The organism is Nocardia amamiensis NBRC 102102 (genome assembly GCF_001612745.1).
Classification (GTDB): Bacteria; Actinomycetota; Actinomycetes; order Mycobacteriales; family Mycobacteriaceae; genus Nocardia; species Nocardia amamiensis.
The window spans coordinates 48,538-67,857 of sequence record NZ_BDBA01000056.1 but is presented as its reverse complement, the minus strand read 5'-3'; the positions used below and the strand labels follow the sequence as shown (position 1 = coordinate 67,857).

Sequence of the window (19,320 nt, the reverse complement as noted above, 5' to 3'; positions counted from 1 at the left end):
GATCGGCGGACGGGGTGACGATCGCGCCGTTGTTGCCGCCCAACTCCAGCAGGCAGCGCCCGAGCCGCTCGGCGACCCGCGGCGCGACGAGCCGCCCCATCCGCACCGAGCCGGTCGCGCTCACCAGCGCAACCCGTTCGTCTTCGACCAGACGCGACCCGACGTCGCTGCCGCCCTGGATCAATTGATGTACTTCGGGATCCGCGCCGACCTCGCTCGCCGCACGCCGCAGCAACGCGTGGCAGGCCACCGCGGTCAGCGGCGTCGTCTCCGAGGGCTTCCAGACCACGGTGTCCCCACAGATCAGCGCGATCGCGGTATTCCATGCCCACACCGCGACCGGGAAGTTGAACGCCGAGATCACCCCGACCACGCCGAGCGGATGCCAGGTCTCCATCAGGCGGTGCCCAGGTCGTTCGGAGGGCATGGTCTGTCCGTACAGCTGCCGGGAAAGGCCGATGGCGAACTCGCAGATATCGATCATCTCCTGCACCTCGCCCGCGGCCTCGGCGGAGATCTTGCCCGCCTCCAGGGTCACCAGCTCGGCCAAGTCGTTCTTGTGCGCGGTGAGCAGTTGCGCCAGGCGGCGCACGACCGCGGCCCGGACCGGGGCCGGAACGCTCCGCCACGCGTGGAAGGCGGTCGCGGCCCGGCCGATCGCGGCATCGACCTCGTCGAGCGAGCTGGGCCGCAGGGTCAGCAGCTGCCCTCCCGTGATCGGAGTGCGCGCGGGCAGCGCGCCGGGCTCCGGGGGTTGCGCCCCGAGTTCGCGCAGCACCGCTGTCGCGCGGTCGGCGAGTTCCTGTGTAGTGGTCTTGGCGCCGAGTACTTCAGTCATCTGTTGTTCCGCCGTACCTTTCGGCCGCATCGCGGCATCATTGGCCCGCAGAGTGGGGTGTCGTCCCACATAGCGGGAGGATGGAGGTCAGGTTTCGGACACGAGGTGGGCCGCCTGGGTTAGCCTTCGCTGATGGCGGATACACCGGCAAGACCCGTACTCGATGACATCGATCGCCTGCTGATTCGTGAACTGATGGCCGATGGACGGGCCACCCTGTCGAATCTGGCCGAGAAGGCGAGTCTGTCGGTGTCCGCCGTGCAATCGCGGGTCCGTCGATTAGAGGCGCGCGGCGTGATCCGCGGGTACACCGCGCACGTCGATCCGGAAGCACTCGGCCAGTTGCTGTCGGCATTCGTCGCGATCACTCCTCTCGACCCGTCGCAACCCGACGACGCGCCCGCGGTGCTCCAGCACATCCCCGGCATCGAGGCCTGCCACTCGGTGGCCGGTGACGAGAGCTACATCCTGTTGGTCCGTGTGGCATCCCCGCGGCACCTCGAGCAGTTGCTCCAGGAGATCAGAGCGACCGCCAACGTTCGCACCCGGAGCACCATCATCCTTCAGACATTCTATGACAGATAGCGATTGCTAGGAATTAATCCGTTTTGGTGTAGAGGTTGCGCAAATATTTACGTACCCTCAGGGCGTGACCATCGAACTGGAACGCACCCGCCCGGCGGTCACCCCCGCCGCCCGGGTCCGCGAGATCTTGTCGGCGAGCATCCTGGCCGACGGCTTCGACCTGGTACTCGACCTCGAGCGGTCCCGCGGCTGCCGTCTCGTCGACGAGCGTGACGGCACCGCCTACCTCGACATGTTCGGCTTCTTCGCCTCCAACGCACTGGGCATGAACCATCCGGCCCTCGCGGCGGACGAACAGTTCCGTGCGGAACTGCTCACCGCGGCGCTGAACAAGCCGAGCAACTCCGACATCTACACCGTGGAGATGGCCCGCTTCGTCGAGACCTTCGTGCGGGTGCTCGGCGATCCGCGGCTGCCGCACCTGTTCTTCATCGACGGGGGCGGTCTCGCGGTGGAGAACGCACTCAAGATCGCGTTCGACTGGAAGAGCAGGCACAACCAATCCCACGGCCGTGCACCGGAACTCGGCACCAAGGTGCTGCATTTGACCGGCGCGTTCCACGGCCGCACCGGTTACACCATGTCGCTCACCAACACGGATCCGGTGAAGACGGCGCGGTTCCCGAAGTTCGACTGGCCCCGCATCAAGGCGCCTTACCTGACCGACGCCTTCGACATCGAGGAGGCGGAGGCGTGCGCGCTGGCCCAAGCGCGCCGGGCCTTCGCGGAAAACCCCGACGACATAGCGTGTTTCATCGCCGAGCCGATCCAAGGCGAAGGCGGCGACCGGCATCTGCGCCCGCAGTTCCTGCAAGCCGTGCAGCGGCTGTGTCACGAGAACGACGCGCTGTTCGTCCTCGACGAGGTGCAGACCGGCGTCGGCATGACCGGAACCGCTTGGGCTTACCAGCAACTCGGGCTCGCGCCGGACGTCGTTGCCTTCGGCAAGCGGACCCAGGTCTGCGGCGTCATGGCGGGCGGGCGCGTGGACGACGTGCCCGACAACGTGTTCGTGGTCAGCTCCCGGCTCAACTCCACCTGGGGCGGCAACCTCGCCGACATGGCGCGCACCCGGCGCATCCTGGAAGTGATCGAGCGCGACGAGCTCATCGAACGGTCCCGCCCGCTGGGCGCGCACCTGCTCGACCGGCTGGCGGGGGTGGCCGCGCGGCGCGCCGACGCCAGCGAGGCGCGCGGGCGCGGACTGATGTGCGCGATCACGCTGTCCTCGGCTCGGCTGCGCGACGAGGTGCTCACGGCGCTGCATGGCCGCGAGCGCGTGCTGATTCTGGGCACCGGCGAGCGTGGCATCCGCTTCCGTCCCCCGCTGACCGTCACGAACGCCGAGCTGGACGAGGCCGTCGAGGCGCTGGACCGGGTGCTGACCAGCCTCGAATAGCGCGTGAAGCGGGTGATCCGGGCATTCCGGTGTCTCCGGCGCGGGGTGCGCCGGAATCCCGGATCCACCTCCTAGGCTTCGCAAGCATGTCCTCTCGTCTTCACCCCTCTCCGAGCAGGTGCGGCGCGTGAACCGACAGCGCATGCACCGGCACTGCGCACCCCACCTCATGGCTTCTCTCACCGTGCTGTCCGCCGTGGCGGGCTGCGCCGCCAGCGACGCGGGCACGGTCGGCGCCGAGGCGGGACAGGCGGCCACGACCACGGTGGCCGCGCCCACCAGCGGCGCGTTCCCGCCGCACATGACCGATCTGCTCCCCGGGATGCCGCCGCCGCTCTCGCCGACCGACGTGTACGCGGCCAATCGCGAACTGAGTCCGAGCGTGGCCGACCATCGCCCGCTGGTCTACGTGCCCAACAGCCAGTCGAACACGGTCTCGGTGATCGATCCGGACACCTTCCAGGTGATCGACACCTTCGCCGCGGGCGGCCAGGAGCCGCAGCACGTCGTGCCGTCCTACGACATGCAGACGCTCTATGTCACCAACGACTTGCCGCTGGGCCGGGGCAGCCTGTTGCCGATCGATCCGCGCACAGGCAAGCCTGGGGAACCTTTTCCGGTGCGCGACCCGTACAACATGTACTACACGCCCGACGGTCGGTATGCCCTGGTCGTCGCGGAGGCGGACAAGTCGCTGGACTTCTACGACCCGCAGACCTGGGAGAAGGTCCACGCCCTTCCGGTGCCCGACTGTGCAGGCGTCGATCACATGGACTTCACCGCCGACGGAAGGTTCGGGCTGGCGTCCTGCGAATTCATCGGCCGGATGCTGGCTTTCGACGTCGCCGAGCGCAAAGTCGTCAAGGTGGTCGATCTGCCCGTCGGCCGCTCCGGCATGCCGCAGGATGTGAAGCTGTCACCGGACGGGCACACCTTCTTCGTCGCGGACATGACCGCCGACGGGATCTACACCTTCGACGCGCACACGTTCGAGAACACCGGTTTCGTGCCGACCGGCAAGGGCGCGCACGGGCTCTACGTCACCCGGGACTCCCGCCAGATGCTCATCACCAACCGGCACGAAGGCAGCATCTCGGTGTGGGACTTCGCGGCGAATGCCGTGGTGCACAAGTGGTTCGTGCCGGGAGGCGGCAGCCCCGACATGGGCAATATCTCCGCGGACGGGCGCGTCTTCTGGGCATCCGGCCGCCACCACGGCGAGGTGTACGCCATCGACATCGTCAACTGGAACCTCTTGGCGCGCATACCCGTCGGCAAGGGACCGCACGGGCTCACCATCTGGCCGCAACCCGGACGCTATTCCACGGGACACACCGGCGTGATGCGTTGATCCGGCCCGGCGTCCGTCAGGAGGCGACCGGCCGCAGGCCCAAACCACCCTCGGCGAAGCGGCGGACGGACGTCAGCCCGGAGTCCAGGGCCGGCTGGTAGCCCGCGCGCGCCCACCCGGTGATGATCGCGGTGCCATCGCCCTGGGGCGTCACCCCGACCTCGGCTACCAGCTCGGCGGTGGTCGGTTCACACACCGCCCAGGAGAAGTGGGTCTCCTCGGCCCAGCCCGCACTGCGCCGGGCCACATAGTCCGGATCGGTGATCCCGCCCGCTGCCAGCGCCGGGCGGTCATCGATGCGGTCGTCCGCGCGCAAGGCACGCAAGTACCAAGCGCCGGCGTTGATCTCGATCGGTTCCATCAGCCCTCGCCCGCTTCGCCCCGGTTGCTGCCGACCAGGGCGCCCGCGACCGCCCTGTCGAATTCCGCGGCGCGGAGTCGTCCGGCTGCGACATGATCGGCCCGCGGTGCCGTTTCCGCGCGCTTCGCGGTACCGACATGGTCTTCGGGTAGCTCCGTCATGAGGAGAAGGCTAGCGGGAGCGCCTTCGCGGCTCTGGTCGCGGCGGTCGCCGGGCGTGGCCGTTCCGCCGGACTGTCGTCCAGCCCACAGTGGTGTGTGCCGCGGGGTGGGGTTACGCTCCGAAGAGGCCACGTCCTTCGGTTTCACGCGGTGAGCTGGTGATTTTCTGTTGTCGGCGCCGTGGCAATGGGCGGGCCGGGCAGACGTCGACGGTGACTGGAGGTTCGCGATGGGGGAGGTGCGATTCGGGGGTTACCGGCTGGAGCGGTTGCTCGGCAAGGGCGGCATGGGGCAGGTGTGGCTGGCGTACGACCTGGCAGCGGCGCGACGGGTGGCGTTGAAACTCTTGCCCGCCGAACTCGCGGCCACCGGGGGGTATCGCAAACGATTCGAGCGCGAGGCCGAGGCCGTGGCACAGCTGCGCGACCCGCACGTCCCGCGGATCCACCGGTTCGGCGAAATCGATGGTCGGCTCTACATCGACATGCAATTCGTCGAGGGCACCGACCTGGCGCGCAAACTCGTGGCCGCCGGGCGGATGAGGCAGGGTGTTGCGGTCGGCATCATCGGTCACGTCGCTGTCGCGCTCGACGCGGCGCACCGGGTGGGACTGGTCCACCGCGACGTCAAACCGTCGAACATCGTCGTCCATCCCAGCGGCTTCACCTATCTGATCGACTTCGGCATCGCGCACGGGCTCGGCCAGACGGCGGTGACCACCACCGGCATGGCGATCGGCACGCTGGCGTATATGGCGCCGGAACGCTTCACCGGTGAGGTGGACGGTCGCGCGGACGTCTACTCGCTGGCCTGCGTGCTCTACGAATGCCTCACCGGCTCCCGCCCCTACGGCGACACCGATCCCGCGCAGCAGATGCACGCCCACCTGATGACGGCGCCACCTCGGGCCGCCTCGGTGTGCGCCGATGTTCCCGCTGCGCTGGATGCGGTCATCGCGCGCGGTCTGGCCAAGGATCCGAACGAACGGTTCGCCACCGCGGGGGAATTCGCCGCCGCCGCACGCGCCGCGATCGGCGCTGCCGCTCCGGACGCCGGACCGCCATCCGCGCCGTCTGGCGAAGGTCGTCCGAACGCGCTGACCGATGACCCGGCGGCGGCGCTCGTGCCGAGGCCTGTCGAGCCTATGCCCGCGTCCGGTAACCCAGCCGGGGAGGACGGCCTCCCGCAGGAACGCGTTGCCGCCGCGCGGGCCGTTCCTGACGCCGCCGACGGCTTGCCGAGGGCTCCCCAGCAGGCCGCGAATTCGGCGGCGGCTGCGCGCCCCACTCCGACAAAGGTCCTGCCGGAGCCGGGTCTGCCCCCGACCTTGGTGGGAACGAGACTCGACTGGTCTGTCCACACGCCCCGAGCCCATCCGGCTCCAGAGCAGCATGTCCCCAATCCGGGGCCTGCTGTGCAGGCCTATTCCGGCACTCGGCAGCCCTCGGCGGGGAACGGTTATCCCATTGCCGGACAGCCATACACCGCTGCTCGACCGTGGAATCAGAATCGGTCCCACCCTGCCGCGCAGGTAGGGCATCCGGGCAACGGTTGGCAGGCGCGGTTGCTTGCGCTTCAGTCGCGTGTGCTGTCCCCGAGGCCGCTTGCACCACCCCCCTATGCACGGCCGGGCGCGCCCGCGCGCAAAGTCTTCCCTGCGGTTGGACGCCCCGCCTATCCTTCGGTTCCGCGGCGACGACCGATCGCCCCGGTGCCCCGGCGACGGCCGCGACGGCGCCGGAGCTTGATGTCGAAGGTGATCGGCGCGCTGATCGTGGTTTTCCTCGCGCCCTTCGCGTTCGCGGCAGGGTGCGTCGCGCTTATAGCGGCGGGCAGCAGAGCGGGTGACTCCGGCACGGCCGCCCCCACGTTGCCGCCCTCCGTGCTCGCCGAAGAGCACCCGGGACCGTCCGAGGACCAGCGGTTGACCGACCCTGCCGCCGTGGCGCCGGCGGGCACCGCCGTCCGTGACGGCAAGTTCGAATTCGTTGTGACGAACGTCGACGCGGGCGCTTCCCGTATCGGATTGCAAACAGCCGCGGGCTCTTTCGTGACCGTCACGCTGGCCATCCGCAATATCTCCGACGAAGTGAAGTGGTTCCTACCGCTGGGGCAGCGCCTCGTCGACGCCCAGGGCACGCCCTTCGATCACAACGCCACCGCCACCATGTGGCAGAACACGCGGCAGGGCCTCGGCTACTCCTTCGAGCTGCGCCCCGGCCAATCCGCCACCACCCAACTGGTGTTCGACCTCCCACCGAACACCGGACCCGACCACCTCGAACTCCACGACTTCGTGCTGTCCGGCGGCACCCGCGTCAAGGTCTCCTGACGTTTCGCTCGCCTCCGTAACCCGGACAAGCGGAACGCTTTGCGGGCCACAAGCCCCCGCTATCTGGCGTGGCGAGCCGTCGACGGGACGGTGGCTGCACAGAGCGCCGGACGTTGAACAAGCCCGACACCGGACGCGACCACTAGGCGGCGTGGATGGTGGTCGAGAGAGCGCTGAGAACGGCATGGCGGCCGATCTGGAGTGCGGCGGACAGCAGCGCCGTGTCGCGGGCGGCGCTGTCGACATCGGGGGAGCCGGGCGGAGGGTGGATCTGCAGGACTGAATCGCCGAGGTCGGCCAGTGCTGTGTCCTCGATGTCCTGCTGACGCGGGCGTTCGAGCCAGGCACGGTAGGCGCCGGGGGCCACCGCGCGCAGATAGCCGCCGCCCACGATCTGGTGCAGACGTGAGGCGGGCGGGCGTCGCTCATCGACGCGCCGCGTGCGCAGGACGAGGGCATGCGTCGCGCCTGCTCGGACGGCGGTGCGGATCGGCACCGTCTCGGCGAGCCCGCCGTCGAAGTACGCGGAGTCGCCCAAGCTGACCGGCGGCCCGGCCAGGATGGGCAGTCCCGCCGACGCCCGCAGCGCACGCATGAGCGTGCGTTTGTCGGTGATATGCGGGTGCAGGTCGACCGCCTGACCGGTACGGGTATCGGTGGCGATCGGATGGAACGTCGTGGAGTTCGCCAGAATCGCGTCGAAATCCATCGGCTCGATGCTGTCGTACACCTGGTGCACGAGGTACCGCAGATCGAATGCGGGCCGCCCGCGCAGGAGGCGGGCCGGGTCGATGGCGCGGCGCATGATCACCGGGTCGGTCCAGGTGCGCATACCTGGAATCGCGCGCCCGCCCAGCAGCCAGCCGCCGTTGATCGCGCCCGCCGACGTGCCGTACACCGCGTCGAATACCCCCGCGAGCCCGAGTTCGTCCAGCGCGGACACCATGCCGCTGGAGTACACGCCACGGCTGCCGCCGCCCTCGATGACGAGCACGAGCCGATGCCCGTCGGCGCGGCTGGACGCGGCACGGCGCGCGCGGATCAGCTCCGCGACGGGGGAGACGCTTGACGAGCTGGTCACCGCATCACGATACGACACAGTGGCGCGAATACCAGGCCCGAAGAAGGAAGCGTGCGTGAACACAGAGGGGGCGGTCCCGACGCCTACGGGAGCGTCACGCTCTGCGGAACCACGACGGTACTGCTGGGCGCCGCCGATCGAACACCGCGGTGGTGGGTGTCCGGGATCGGCGGAGGCAGATTGTGCGCCGAGGAGTCAGGCGATCAACAGAACGGAGCGGGCGCGGACGTCGTTGTCCTGCGCCCGCTCGAAACGGTCTTCGCCAGGTGTCTACTTGATCTCGGCGAGCACCGTGCCCTGCGTGATCGCCGCGCCCGCCGCCACGGACAGGCCGGTGACCACGCCCGCCTTGTGGGCGTTGACCGGGTTCTCCATCTTCATGGCCTCGAGCACCACGATCAGATCGCCGGCCTCGACCGTCTGGCCCTCCTCGACGGCAACCTTGACGACGGTGCCCTGCATCGGAGCGGTGACCGCGTCACCGGAGGCCGCACCGCCGCCCGCGCCGCCGCGCTTGCGGGGCTTGGGCTTCTTGCGGACGATACCCGCGCCGTTGCCCGCGGCCCCGGCTGCTGCGGCGCCGACGGTGAAGTTACCGGGCAGCGACACCTCGACGCGGCGGCCGCCGACCTCGACGACGACCTTGCGCCGTGGCAGTTCCTCGTCCTCGTCGGCCGCGGCGCCCGCGCCGGCGAACGGCTCGACGGTGTTGACCCACTCGGTTTCGATCCACTTGGTGTAGACGTCGAACGTCTCGCCGTCACCCACGAAGGCCGGGTCCTCGACGATCGCCCGGTGGAACGGGATGACGGTGGCCAGGCCGTCGACCTCGAATTCGGCCAGCGCGCGCCGCGCGCGCTGCAGTGCCTGCGTGCGGTTCTCGCCGGTGACGATCAGCTTGGCCAGCATCGAGTCGAACTGTCCGCCGATCACGCTGCCCTGCACCACACCGGAGTCCACGCGCACACCGGGCCCTGCGGGCTCGTTGTAGACGGTGACCGGGCCGGGGGCGGGCAGGAAGCCGCGCCCGGCGTCCTCGCCGTTGATGCGGAACTCGAAGGAGTGCCCGCGCGGGGTGGGGTCTTCGGTGATCTCCAGCTTCTCGCCGTTGGCGATCCGGAACTGCTGACGCACCAGGTCGATGCCCGAGGTCTCCTCGGTGACCGGGTGCTCGACCTGCAGGCGGGTGTTCACCTCGAGAAAGGAGACCGTGTCGCCCTGCACCAGGTACTCCACGGTGCCCGCGCCGTAGTAGTGGGCTTCCTTGCAGATGGCTTTGGCCGAGGCGTGGATCTTCGCGCGCACCTCGTCGGTCAGGAACGGCGCCGGGGCCTCCTCGACGAGCTTCTGGAAGCGCCGCTGCAGCGAGCAGTCACGGGTGCCCGCGACCACGACGTTGCCGTGCTTGTCGGCGAGCACCTGCGCCTCGACGTGGCGGGCCTTGTCCAGGTACTGCTCGACGAAGCATTCGCCACGGCCGAACGCGGCGGTCGCCTCGCGAACGGCGGAATCGAACAGCTCGGGGATCTCCTCGATGGAGTGTGCGACCTTCATGCCCCGGCCACCGCCGCCGAACGCCGCCTTGATGGCCACCGGAACGCCGTACTTCCGCGCGAATTCGACGACCTCGTTCGCGTCCTTCACCGGGTCCTTGCTGCCCGCCGCCATCGGCGCGTTCGCGCGCTCGGCGATGTGCCGCGCGGTGACCTTGTCGCCCAGGTCCCGGATCGACTGCGGGGACGGGCCGATCCAGATCAGCCCCGCGTCGATGACCGCCTGGGCGAAGTCGGCGTTCTCGGACAGGAAGCCGTAGCCGGGGTGGATGGCGTCGGCGCCGGACTTGGCCGCGGCATCGAGAATCTTGTCGAACACCAGGTACGACTCGGCCGAGGTCTGCCCGCCCAGGGCGAACGCCTCGTCGGCGAGCTTGACGAACGGTGCATCGGCGTCCGGCTCGGCGTACACCGCGACGCTGCCGATACCGGCGTCCTTGGCCGCCCGGATCACGCGCACGGCGATCTCGCCTCGGTTAGCTACGAGTACCTTCGTGATCCGTGCGCTGGCATGGCTGGGCACTGAGCCTCCTGTGTGCATTCTTTAGGTCGCTTCTCCGGGGATGGGGTTGCTGCGCAGGCTCCGCTCCCGTAACCGACAAACTTACGTCTCGGCGAGTGTAGGCAGTCTGCCAACAGACGCCGAACTCGGCTAGCCCTACTACACAGTAGGTCGTGGCTCACAACGTACGCGGGCTGTGGTGGGGATCCCACACAGCCCTATTTGCCGCGGGTGCGTCGCGCACCCCCGCCCGAGGGGACCTCGCCCGGTTCACCCCCCTTGGCGATCGGCATCCGCACCGAGTTGCCCCACTCGGTCCAGGAGCCGTCGTAGTTCCGCACGCGGTCGTAGCCGAGCAGATAGGTCAGTGCGAACCAGGTGTGGCTGGATCGGACGCCGACCCGACTGTAGACGATCAGGTCCTCCTGGCTGGGTAGCGTGCCGTAGACGTCGTCGAGTTCGGCCCGGGAACGGAACCGGCCGTCGGAGGCGAGCGCCTCGGTCCACGGGACGTTCGACGCGGTGGGGATGTGGCCGCCGCGCAGCGCCGCGTCTTCCGGAGTGTCCGGCTTCTGGGCGAGCGCGCCGGAATACTCGTCGGGCGCGCGCACGTCGATCAGCGGCTTGCCGAGGTGGGCGAGCACGTCCTCGCGGAAGGCGCGGGCGGTGCCGTCGTCGCGGCGCACGGTCGGGTAGTCGCTGGGCCCGGGGTAGGCGGGCTCGAAGGTCGTGTCGCGTTCCTCGGAGATCCACGCCGCCCGGCCGCCGTCGAGCAACCGCACGTCCTCGTGCCCGAACAGGGTGAACACCCACGCCGCGTGCGCCGCCTGCGCATTGCCCCGATCCCCGTAGAACACCACGGTGTCGTCACGATCTATTCCTTTGGCGCGCATCAGTTCGGTGAATCGCGTTCCGTCGATATAGTCGCGCGTGACCGGATCGTTCAGATCGCTTCGCCAATCCAGCTTGGTGGCGCCCGGAACGTGCCCGATGTCGTAGAGCAGCGTGTCCTCGTTGGCCTCGATGATCTTGAGTCCCTTCGCGCCTATGTTTGCCGACAGCCACTCGGTGGTTACTAGTCGGTGAGAATGTGCGTAGGAACTGAGCGAGGGATGAGGATCTGGGGCGACGGGCACGATATGGGTCCTTCACGCGTGGGTAGGCGGCGGTGACGGCGATTGGGAAGTCTCACAGCGATGGTAAGTGTGAGACGACAGTGACTCTCGTTTCAGATCACAAATCGGATGAGGGACGAATAAGTGGCACCTAGATCCGATAAAGTCTCCCGGGAGGAGGGGTGAGCTATGTCCGATTCTTGGCCGCGGCGGCGACTGCTCGCGATCCTACGTGGCGCAAGCGAGCCTCTCGACGCTCAGGAGCTGGCCAGGATCACCGGGCAGCACGTCACCACGGTCCGGTTCCATCTGGACGTGCTCACCAGGGAATCCCTCGTCCGGCAATTCCAGCAGCCGCCGCGCGGTCGCGGGCGTCCGCGGATCGGCTACAGCGCGGTGCAGCGATCGGTCGGCTATCAGGACTTGGCGCAGGTGCTCGCCGACCAGCTGGGGCCCGATCCGCGGCGCAGATCGGAGGCCGCCGTCGCGGCGGGCCGAACCTGGGGGACCATGCTCGACATCGGTGAGCACCGGGTCGAATCGCTGGAGGACGCCAAGGACATCACGATGACGTTGATGTCGGAACTCGGCTTCGCGCCCGAACGCGACCCATCCTCCGAGACCGGGGACAAGGCGCTGATCCGGTTGACGGCGTGTCCGCTTCGCGAGCTCGCGCGAACGCACTCCGAGGTGGTGTGCGGCGTGCACCTGGGTCTGATCGAAGAGGTACTGGAGCGGGGCGGCGCGCGCGGCGAGATCGACGTCCAGATGCATCCATTCGTGGAGCCGGAGTTGTGCGTGGTGCGGATGGAACTGATCGCCGCGTCGCGCGAGCAAGCCCAGGAGACGGCCCCGGTGCCGCCTGGCGGCGACGCGGAGGCGTTCTCCGCGCCGTCAGGCCGTGTGGCCCCACAACTGCGTAACGCTGATCCCAACGTCGCCAAGCAGTCGGCGCAGCAGTGGTAGCCCGATGCCGATGACGCTGGACGGGTCGCCGTCGATGCGATCGACGAACCAGCCGCCGAGTCCGTCCAGCGTGAACGCGCCCGCCACCTGCAGCGGCTCGCCGGTGGCGATGTAGGCATCCAGCTCGTCCGGTTCCGGCTTGGCGAAGTGCACGGTGGTGCTGCTGCAGTCGACCGCTTCGGCGGTGACCTGACCGTTGTGCAGCCGCACGACGCAGTGGCCGGTCACGAGATCCGCGCTGCGCCCGGCCATGTCGCCCCAGCGGGCGCGCGCGACGTCGGGGGTGTGCGGTTTGCCCTGCAGCTCGCCGTCGACGAGCAGCATCGAATCACAAGCCACCACAACGCAGTCGGCGGCGAATTCGGGAATGCCTGCGGCTACGGCGGCCGCTTTGGCCCGTGCGAGCTCCACCACGACCACGCGGGGTGGGGTGCCCTCGGGGAGGGCGGCGGCCACCGCGTCCTCGTCCACGGCGGAGACCCGGACGATCGGGTCGATGCCCGCCGAGCGGAGAACCTCCCGGCGGGCAGGCGACGCGGAAGCGAGAATCAGACGGGTCACCCGCGCAGGTGGGACAGCTGCGGGAAGGCGTACGGGGAGAACGGCGAACTGCCGCGATGCATCAGCGTCGGGCGGCCCCACATGTCCGGAGGACCGGACGGGCCCGCCGGCGCGGCGTCGCTCGCGAGGGCGGACAGCACACACACCAGCGCGGCGAGTTCCTCGTCGGTGGGCGAGCCCTTCACGACACGGAAGAGCGGCTTCGCGGTGGCTTCGGTGGGTAGGGCGGCCGCGTCCGGGTCGGTGACCGCACCGACCTCGGCCGTGAGCGGGTCGACTGCGAGATCCAGCTCGACGGCGCTCAACACATCTTCTTCTGCCACGGTCGTCACAGTGCCAGGTCCTCTCTTCGCCTTGATCGGGATGATCACCTGATCAGGCTGTTCCCATTTTCCGGCTGTTTACGGATGAAACAATCATCCTCGGAATCACTCATTGCGTCTTTGTAACCAACGTGCGCGGCCCAATGAGGGTATCGCTCGATCACAGCGGAATGTTGCCGTGTTTCTTCGCCGGAAGGGTCACCATCTTGCGTTCGAGCAGTCGCAGTGCGGACACGATCTGGCCCCGGGTGTGCGACGGCGGGATGACCGCGTCGACGTATCCCCGCTCGGCGGCGACGTAGGGGTTGACGAGGGTGTCCTCGTACTCGTTCTGCAGCTCGAGCCGCAGCGCATCGACGTCGCCGCCTTCCTTGGCGGCTTGCGCCAGCTGCTTGCGGTAGACGAATCCGACGGCGCCGGAAGCGCCCATGACCGCGATCTGCGCGGTCGGCCAGGCCAGGTTCACGTCTGCGCCCATGTGCTTGGACCCCATGACGTCGTAGGCGCCGCCGTAGGCCTTGCGCGTGATGATCGTGATCTTGCCCACAGTGGCCTCGCCGTAGGCGTAGAGCAGCTTCGCGCCGCGGCGGATGATGCCGTTGTACTCCTGGCCCGTGCCGGGCAGGAAGCCGGGGACGTCGACCAGGGTGATGATCGGGATGTTGAACGCGTCGCAGGTGCGCACGAACCGGGCGGCCTTCTCCGAGGCGTCGATGTCCAGGCAGCCCGCGAACTGGGTGGGCTGGTTGGCCACGATGCCGACGCTGCGGCCGTCGATCCGGCCGAAGCCGACGATGACGTTCATCGCGCGCTCGGCCTGCACCTCGAGGAACTCGTCGTCGTCGAGCAGGCGACGGATCACCTCGTGCATGTCGTAGGGCTGGTTCGGCGAGTCCGGGATGATCGTGTCCAGCTCGAGGTCTTCCTCGGTGAGCGAGTCCTCGATCGCGCCGGGGATCGGGTCGGTGGCCGGGAACCGCGGCGCCTCGGCGCGGTTGTTGCTCGGCAGGTAGGACAGCAGGTCCTTGACGTAGTCCAGCGCGTCCTGCTCGCCCGAGGCGACATAGTGCGCCACGCCGGACTTCACCATGTGCGTGTGCGCACCGCCCAGGTCCTCCATGGTGACGTCCTCGCCGGTGACGGTCTTGATGACGTCCGGGCCGGTGACGAACATCTGGCTGGTGCCATCGACCATCACCACGAAGTCGGTCAGCGCCGGTGAGTAAACGTGACCGCCCGCCGCCGGGCCCATGATCAACGAGATCTGCGGGATAACGCCGGAGGCCTGGATGTTGCGGTGGAAGATCTCGCCGTAGAGGCCCAGGGAGACCACGCCCTCCTGGATACGCGCGCCCGCGCCCTCGTTGATGCCGATCAGCGGGCGGCCGGTCTTGAGCGCCAGATCCATCACCTTGACGATCTTCTCGCCGTAGACCTCGCCGAGACTGCCGCCGAACACCGTGACGTCCTGGCTGAAGATGCACACGTCCCGGCCGTCGATGGTGCCGTAACCGGTCACCACGCCATCGCCGAGCGGGCGGTTGTTCTCCAGGCCGAAGTTGACGCTACGGTGGCGGGCCAGCGCATCGAGTTCGACGAAGGAGCCCTCGTCCAGCAGGGCAAGGATGCGCTCGCGGGCGGTCATCTTGCCCTTCGCGTGCACCTTGTCGACCGCGGCCTCACCCATCGGGTGCTTGGCCTCTTCCAGCCGATTCCGCAGATCAGCCAGCTTCCCGGCGGTGGTGTGGATATCGGGGGAGCCCGCCGGGCCGGAGGCGGGCTGCTGCTGGACACTCGTCATGGCTCCGGAGTGTAACCAGTGCCAGTACTTCTCCGTAACCGAGTCCGCGCTACCGGCGAGTAAAAACCGCAGCTAGATCATATTTCCGAGGAAAACTTGCCGGTCGGTCGCCGGGCCGGAAGACGGAAAATAAGTGTCGCCCAGCGGTCGTGTCCGGATAGCCTGGGGCCAGGTGATTTTCGAGCTCAGGGGAGGAGCGTGTCATGTGGGAATGGAGCAGGACGGTCGCCGAATACGCCGCCGCCGCGGCGTGGACGTCCACGCAGAGCGCCGAGACCGAGCCGAAGTACGGGGAGCCCGAGTACTGGGCCGAGACCACTGCCGAGGAGCAGTCCGCGGAAGGCGACGGGGTAGGTATCGCAGCGCGCGACCCGATGCTGTGCGAGTACGTCCTTGCCGGGTAGCGCCTCGCGCTACGGGTAGCCTGCCGGTATGCAGAGGCCACCGTTGGATGCGGAGCAATTGCGGCGCGGCGTCGGCGAGTCGCCCGAGCTGTCGTTCTTCTCGCAGATCGATGTGGTGGAGTCGACCGGGTCCACGAACACCGACCTGATCGCGCGCGCGGCCGAGCCGGGCATCGACCACGCGGTACTGCTGGCGGAGGCGCAGGAGCACGGGCGCGGCAGGCACGCACGGACCTGGGTCAGCCCGCCCCGGGCGCAGATCTCGATGTCGGTGCTGGTGCGGCTGCCTGGCATCGACCCGGCCACGCTCGGCTGGCTGTCTCTGCTGACCGGGGTGGCCGTGGTCGACGCGCTGCGGGCGACCGCAGGCGTGCCCGCCGAACTCAAGTGGCCCAACGACGTGCTGATCGACGGCCGCAAGGTGGCGGGCATCCTCGCCGAGGTCGCGGCGGGCGCGGGCGCGCCCGTGGTGGTGGTCGGCGTGGGGCTCAACGTGAGTCTCACCGAAGCGGAACTGCCCGTGCCGCACGCCACGTCGCTCGTCCTGGCCGGGGCGGAACAGACCGATCGCACCGTGCTCGTCCGCTCGCTGCTCACCGAGTTCGCCCGCCGTTTCGCCGCCTGGCGCGACGAGGACTGGGGGATCGGCGAGCTGGCCGCCGCCTATCGCGAGCGGTGCGCCACGATCGGCACCCAGGTTCGCGCCGAATTGCCCGGCGGCCGGACGCTGACCGGCGTCGCCGAAGACATCGACGATTCCGGGCGCCTGCTCATCGGCGGTGAAGCGGTGTCGGCGGCCGACGTGACGCACTTGCGCGTGGAGCGGTGAAAACGCGCTGCGGTGTGCGCCTTTCCGGCATCCGCACCCGGTAGTGTGCGTGGCATGGGTTATCCGGAGGATGTCCTGGCGCCCGACGAACGGTTGGTGCTCCATCGTCATCCGCATTGGAAAATGCTCTTCTGGCCGATCGTGACGCTGATCGTCGCCACAGCACTCGCCGGTTTCGCGGCGGGACTCATCTCGCGCCGAGCCGAGGGGACCGCGCGCTCCGCGTTGCTGATCACGGTGCTCGTGGTGTACCTGGGGATTCTCCTATGGCGTTGCGTCGCACCGATAATCACGTGGAAGTCGACGCATTTCATCGTCACCGACCGCAGGGTGCTGGTGCGCCAGGGCGTGATCACTCACAGCGGCATCGACATCCCGATGAGCCGGATCTCCAGTGTCCAGTTCCGGCACGGGCTGTTCGACCGGTTGCTCGGCACCGGCACGCTGATCATCGAATCGTCCTCCTCCGAGCCGTTGGAGTACGACGACATCCCCTCCGTCCAGCAGGTGCATTCGCTGCTGTATCACCAGGTGTTCGAGGTGGAACGCCAGCACAACGGCCACGACGAGCGCTGGGACGACCGCCGCACCTACCGGTGAGCCCGTAACCTGGGCGTATGACCGCCGTACTGCTGGCCGAGGACGACGAGGCCATCGCCGCTCCGCTGTCGCGCGCGCTCGGCCGCGAGGGTTACTCGGTGACCGTCGAGAGTTTCGGCCCCGCCGTGCTGCAGCGTGCGCTGGAAGGCAGCCACGACCTGCTCATCCTCGACCTCGGCCTGCCCGGCATGGACGGACTGGAAGTGTGCCGTCAGGTGCGCGCCCGCGGCGCGGATCTGGCCGTGCTGATGCTCACCGCGCGCACCGACGAGGTGGACTTCGTGGTCGGGTTGGACGCGGGCGCCGACGACTACGTCGGCAAGCCGTTCCGGCTCGCCGAATTGCTCGCCCGGGTGCGAGCGTTGTTGCGGCGCAGCAGCATCGGCGACGACACGGTGGAGGTCGGCGGTATCCGCCTGGAGCCCGCGGCGCGGCGCGTGCTGGTCAACGGCGTCGAAATCGGTTTGGCCAACAAGGAATACGAGTTGCTCAAGGTGCTGATCGACCGTGCGGGTCAGGTCGTGCCGCGGGAGACCATCCTGCGCGAGGTGTGGGGTGACGCCGAGCTGCGCGGTTCCAAGACCCTGGACATGCACATGTCCTGGCTGCGCCGCAAGATCGGCGACGAGGGGCCGATGGCCGAACGGCGCATCGTCACCGTCCGCGGTGTCGGGTTCCGGCTGAACACCGACTGACATGCGCCGCCGGATTCTGCGTTCGATGCTCACCGTGCTGACGCTCACCACGGTGGTGCTCGGCGTGCCGCTGATCTACACGGCGTGGCTGTGGGTGGAGGACATCACCCGCAACGACCTGCAGAACCGGCTGGACCGGATCGCCGCGGAGATCATCTCGCAGGAGCACGGCGATGGGCTGGTGCCCGGCGAGCTGGACACCCGGTCGGTTGCTCCGCTGGTGCCCGAGAACAGCAGACTGACCATCGTCTATCCCTCGCCCGCGGACAACGCCTCCCGCCGCGACCTCGGTGTGGCCGAGGTGCCCGACCCGCTGGTCGAGTCGCTGTCGATGGGCACGTCCGGGTCGCTGCGCCTGGAGGTGCCCTCGGCGCCGATGCACGCCATGCAGCGCCAGGCGGTGGCAGTGGTGGCGCTCGCGGTGCTCGCCTCGCTCGGCGCGGCCGTCTCGGTGGCGGTGGTCACCGCCCGCCGGGTGGCCGATCCGCTGCGTGATGTCGCGGCGCGCGCCGCGCGGCTGGCGATGGGCGATTTCCGGCCCGATCCGCGCAGGCACGGCATCGCCGAACTGGATCGCGTCTCCGACGTGCTCGACTCCGCGACCGTGGAGATCGCCGGACGGCTGCAGCGCGAACACGCCCTGGTCGCCGACGTCTCGCATCAGTTGCGCAGCAGGCTGACCGCCGTGCGCCTGCGCCTGGACGAGCTGTCCGCGCACGCCGATCCGGAGGTGGTGCACGAGGCAGAGGAGGCGATGGCCCAGGTGGACCGGCTCACCGAAGCGATCGACGACCTGGTCCGCGCGTCCCGTGACGAGGACGCGGCCGACCGCGACCCGGTGCCGGTGATGGACGAATTGCGCGGCGTGGTGGCCGAATGGACCCACCCGTTCACCGAGGCGGGCCGCACCCTGACCCTGACCGGCGACGAAGCGCTGTGCGCGCCGATCACGGGTTCGCGGTTGCGCGAGGCGGTGGCGGTGCTGGTGGACAACGCGCTCATGCACGGCGGCGGGACCTGCACGGTGTCGGTGCGCTCGGTGCGGCCGGGGGCCGACCGTGAGCCGCTGGTGTGCGTGGAGGTCGCCGACGAGGGCCACGGCGTGCGCGACGAGCTGGCGCCGCACATCTTCGACCGGGGATTCTCCGCGGGCGGTTCCACGGGTGTGGGGCTGGCGCTGGCGCGGGCTCTGGTCGAGGCCGACGGCGGCCGGCTGGAATTGCAGCGGCGCAGGCCCGCGCTGTTCGCGGTATTCCTCGGGTCGTCGAAGATCCGTCTACCAGTGGTGGCGCCGGAGCCGCGGTGACTCAGTTGCGGCCGAGTTCCTCTTCCACAAGATCCGCGAATTCCGCTTCGAGCTCGCTCATTTCGTCCGGGAACACCCAGCGGCGCATCGCCCAGAACCGGAAAGCCATCTGCAGCAGGTTGCCGATGATGAACGCGCTGATGAAGTCGGCGATGTTCTCCACCGTGAAGCTCACATTGGGTTGCCGCAGGTCGAAGATGTAGCTGGAAATCCACAACGGAGTGAAGGCCAGGACCACGCCGACGCCGCTGACGCCGAAGAACAGCAGCGCTTCGTGATGGCGCTCGCGTCCGCCCCGGTTCTTGAACGACCACTCCCGGTTCAGGATGTAGGAGGCGATCACGGCGATGACGCCGGAGATGATCTTGGCGGTCACCGGCTTCTCCGCCAGCACCGTCCACTTCAGCGCGTAGAAGATGCCGCTGTCGATGACGAACGTGGTCGCGCCGACGATCGCGAACTTGATCAGTTCCCGATGCCGGTACGCGATATCTTGCAGCGGCTTGGGGAGGACGCTGACCACGTCGTCGACGAATGACACAAGACCGGAGTGTACC

At 68.7% G+C, this 19,320-nt stretch carries 20 protein-coding genes; 10 read left to right on the top strand and 10 right to left on the bottom strand.

Annotated elements, in window-relative coordinates:
- Positions 1–838: aldehyde dehydrogenase family protein (locus NA4_RS13410; RefSeq protein ID WP_157128978.1), on the bottom strand; the 838-nt coding region annotated here is incomplete at its 3' end.
- Between the two features lie 132 nt (positions 839–970).
- On the opposite strand from NA4_RS13410, the gene NA4_RS13405 reads away from it, so the two are divergent.
- From NA4_RS13405 to NA4_RS13395, 3 genes are all read left to right on the top strand, one after another.
- Complete coding sequence (locus NA4_RS13405) at positions 971–1,423, top strand: Lrp/AsnC family transcriptional regulator (RefSeq protein ID WP_040774829.1); 453 nt, start codon at positions 971–973, stop codon at positions 1,421–1,423.
- Between the two features lie 64 nt (positions 1,424–1,487).
- Complete coding sequence (gene lat, locus NA4_RS13400; RefSeq protein WP_067469449.1) at positions 1,488–2,822, top strand: L-lysine 6-transaminase; 1,335 nt, start codon at positions 1,488–1,490, stop codon at positions 2,820–2,822.
- 127 nt (positions 2,823–2,949) lie between these two features.
- A complete protein-coding gene (locus tag NA4_RS13395; protein WP_245671329.1) occupies positions 2,950–4,173 on the top strand; it encodes a YncE family protein in 1,224 nt (407 codons plus the stop codon).
- 16 nt (positions 4,174–4,189) lie between these two features.
- Here the strand turns inward: NA4_RS13395 and NA4_RS13390 are convergent, their stop codons facing one another.
- The gene (locus NA4_RS13390) at positions 4,190–4,534 is read right to left on the bottom strand and encodes a hypothetical protein (protein ID WP_067469443.1); all 345 of its coding nucleotides are present in this window, start codon (positions 4,532–4,534) and stop codon (positions 4,190–4,192) included.
- Positions 4,534–4,695, bottom strand: a complete 162-nt coding sequence (locus NA4_RS40305; RefSeq protein WP_157128977.1) for a hypothetical protein — start codon at positions 4,693–4,695, stop codon at positions 4,534–4,536. The genes NA4_RS13390 and NA4_RS40305 overlap by 1 nt, the downstream gene beginning before the upstream one ends.
- Positions 4,696–4,924: 229 nt before the next feature.
- Here NA4_RS40305 and NA4_RS13385 point away from each other — a divergent pair, with 229 nt between their 5' ends.
- Positions 4,925–7,027 (top strand): protein kinase domain-containing protein, encoded by a 2,103-nt coding sequence (locus NA4_RS13385; RefSeq protein WP_067469440.1) that lies wholly within the window; start codon positions 4,925–4,927, stop codon positions 7,025–7,027.
- Between the two features lie 142 nt (positions 7,028–7,169).
- Here the strand turns inward: NA4_RS13385 and NA4_RS13380 are convergent, their stop codons facing one another.
- From NA4_RS13380 to NA4_RS13370, 3 genes are all read right to left on the bottom strand, one after another.
- Entirely contained in the window at positions 7,170–8,108 is a 939-nt protein-coding gene (locus tag NA4_RS13380) for a patatin-like phospholipase family protein (protein ID WP_067469474.1), read from the bottom strand.
- Between the two features lie 270 nt (positions 8,109–8,378).
- Positions 8,379–10,184 carry an acetyl/propionyl/methylcrotonyl-CoA carboxylase subunit alpha gene (locus tag NA4_RS13375; protein WP_067469437.1) on the bottom strand — a complete coding sequence of 602 codons (1,806 nt, stop codon included), beginning with the start codon at positions 10,182–10,184 and terminating at the stop codon, positions 8,379–8,381.
- Positions 10,185–10,381: 197 nt separating this feature from the next.
- On the bottom strand, positions 10,382–11,299 hold the full coding sequence (locus tag NA4_RS13370) for a sulfurtransferase (RefSeq protein ID WP_067469434.1): 918 nt from the start codon (positions 11,297–11,299) through the stop codon (positions 10,382–10,384).
- Between the two features lie 168 nt (positions 11,300–11,467).
- Between NA4_RS13370 and NA4_RS13365 the strand changes: the two genes are divergently transcribed.
- Entirely contained in the window at positions 11,468–12,244 is a 777-nt protein-coding gene (locus tag NA4_RS13365; protein WP_067469432.1) for a helix-turn-helix transcriptional regulator, read from the top strand.
- Here the strand turns inward: NA4_RS13365 and NA4_RS13360 are convergent.
- The 3 genes from NA4_RS13360 to NA4_RS13350 all read right to left on the bottom strand — a co-directional run bounded on the left by NA4_RS13360 (position 12,173) and on the right by NA4_RS13350 (position 14,929).
- Positions 12,173–12,805 (bottom strand): nucleoside triphosphate pyrophosphatase, encoded by a 633-nt coding sequence (locus tag NA4_RS13360; RefSeq protein ID WP_067469429.1) that lies wholly within the window; start codon positions 12,803–12,805, stop codon positions 12,173–12,175. The two genes, NA4_RS13365 and NA4_RS13360, sit on opposite strands and share 72 nt — an antisense overlap.
- Positions 12,802–13,128 carry an acyl-CoA carboxylase subunit epsilon gene (locus tag NA4_RS13355; RefSeq protein WP_307188581.1) on the bottom strand — a complete coding sequence of 109 codons (327 nt, stop codon included), beginning with the start codon at positions 13,126–13,128 and terminating at the stop codon, positions 12,802–12,804. Before NA4_RS13355 ends, NA4_RS13360 begins: the two co-directional genes overlap by 4 nt.
- Before the next feature lie 160 nt (positions 13,129–13,288).
- A complete protein-coding gene (locus tag NA4_RS13350) occupies positions 13,289–14,929 on the bottom strand; it encodes an acyl-CoA carboxylase subunit beta (protein ID WP_067469426.1) in 1,641 nt (546 codons plus the stop codon).
- A gap of 203 nt (positions 14,930–15,132) precedes the next feature.
- On the opposite strand from NA4_RS13350, the gene NA4_RS13345 reads away from it, so the two are divergent.
- From NA4_RS13345 to NA4_RS13325, 5 genes are read left to right on the top strand one after another with little or no spacing between them, the layout of a single operon-like run.
- Entirely contained in the window at positions 15,133–15,333 is a 201-nt protein-coding gene (locus NA4_RS13345; RefSeq protein WP_067469423.1) for a hypothetical protein, read from the top strand.
- A 28-nt stretch (positions 15,334–15,361) separates the two neighbouring features.
- Complete coding sequence (locus tag NA4_RS13340) at positions 15,362–16,162, top strand: biotin--[acetyl-CoA-carboxylase] ligase (protein WP_067469422.1); 801 nt, start codon at positions 15,362–15,364, stop codon at positions 16,160–16,162.
- 54 nt (positions 16,163–16,216) lie between these two features.
- A complete protein-coding gene (locus NA4_RS13335) occupies positions 16,217–16,762 on the top strand; it encodes a PH domain-containing protein (protein ID WP_067469421.1) in 546 nt (181 codons plus the stop codon).
- 17 nt (positions 16,763–16,779) lie between these two features.
- Complete coding sequence (locus tag NA4_RS13330; protein WP_067469420.1) at positions 16,780–17,457, top strand: response regulator transcription factor; 678 nt, start codon at positions 16,780–16,782, stop codon at positions 17,455–17,457.
- Between the two features lies 1 nt (position 17,458).
- Complete coding sequence (locus NA4_RS13325) at positions 17,459–18,763, top strand: sensor histidine kinase (RefSeq protein WP_067469419.1); 1,305 nt, start codon at positions 17,459–17,461, stop codon at positions 18,761–18,763.
- Position 18,764: 1 nt separating this feature from the next.
- On the opposite strand, the gene NA4_RS13320 is transcribed toward NA4_RS13325, so the two are convergent.
- A complete protein-coding gene (locus NA4_RS13320) occupies positions 18,765–19,304 on the bottom strand; it encodes a GtrA family protein (RefSeq protein ID WP_067469416.1) in 540 nt (179 codons plus the stop codon).
- Positions 19,305–19,320 lie beyond the last annotated feature (16 nt).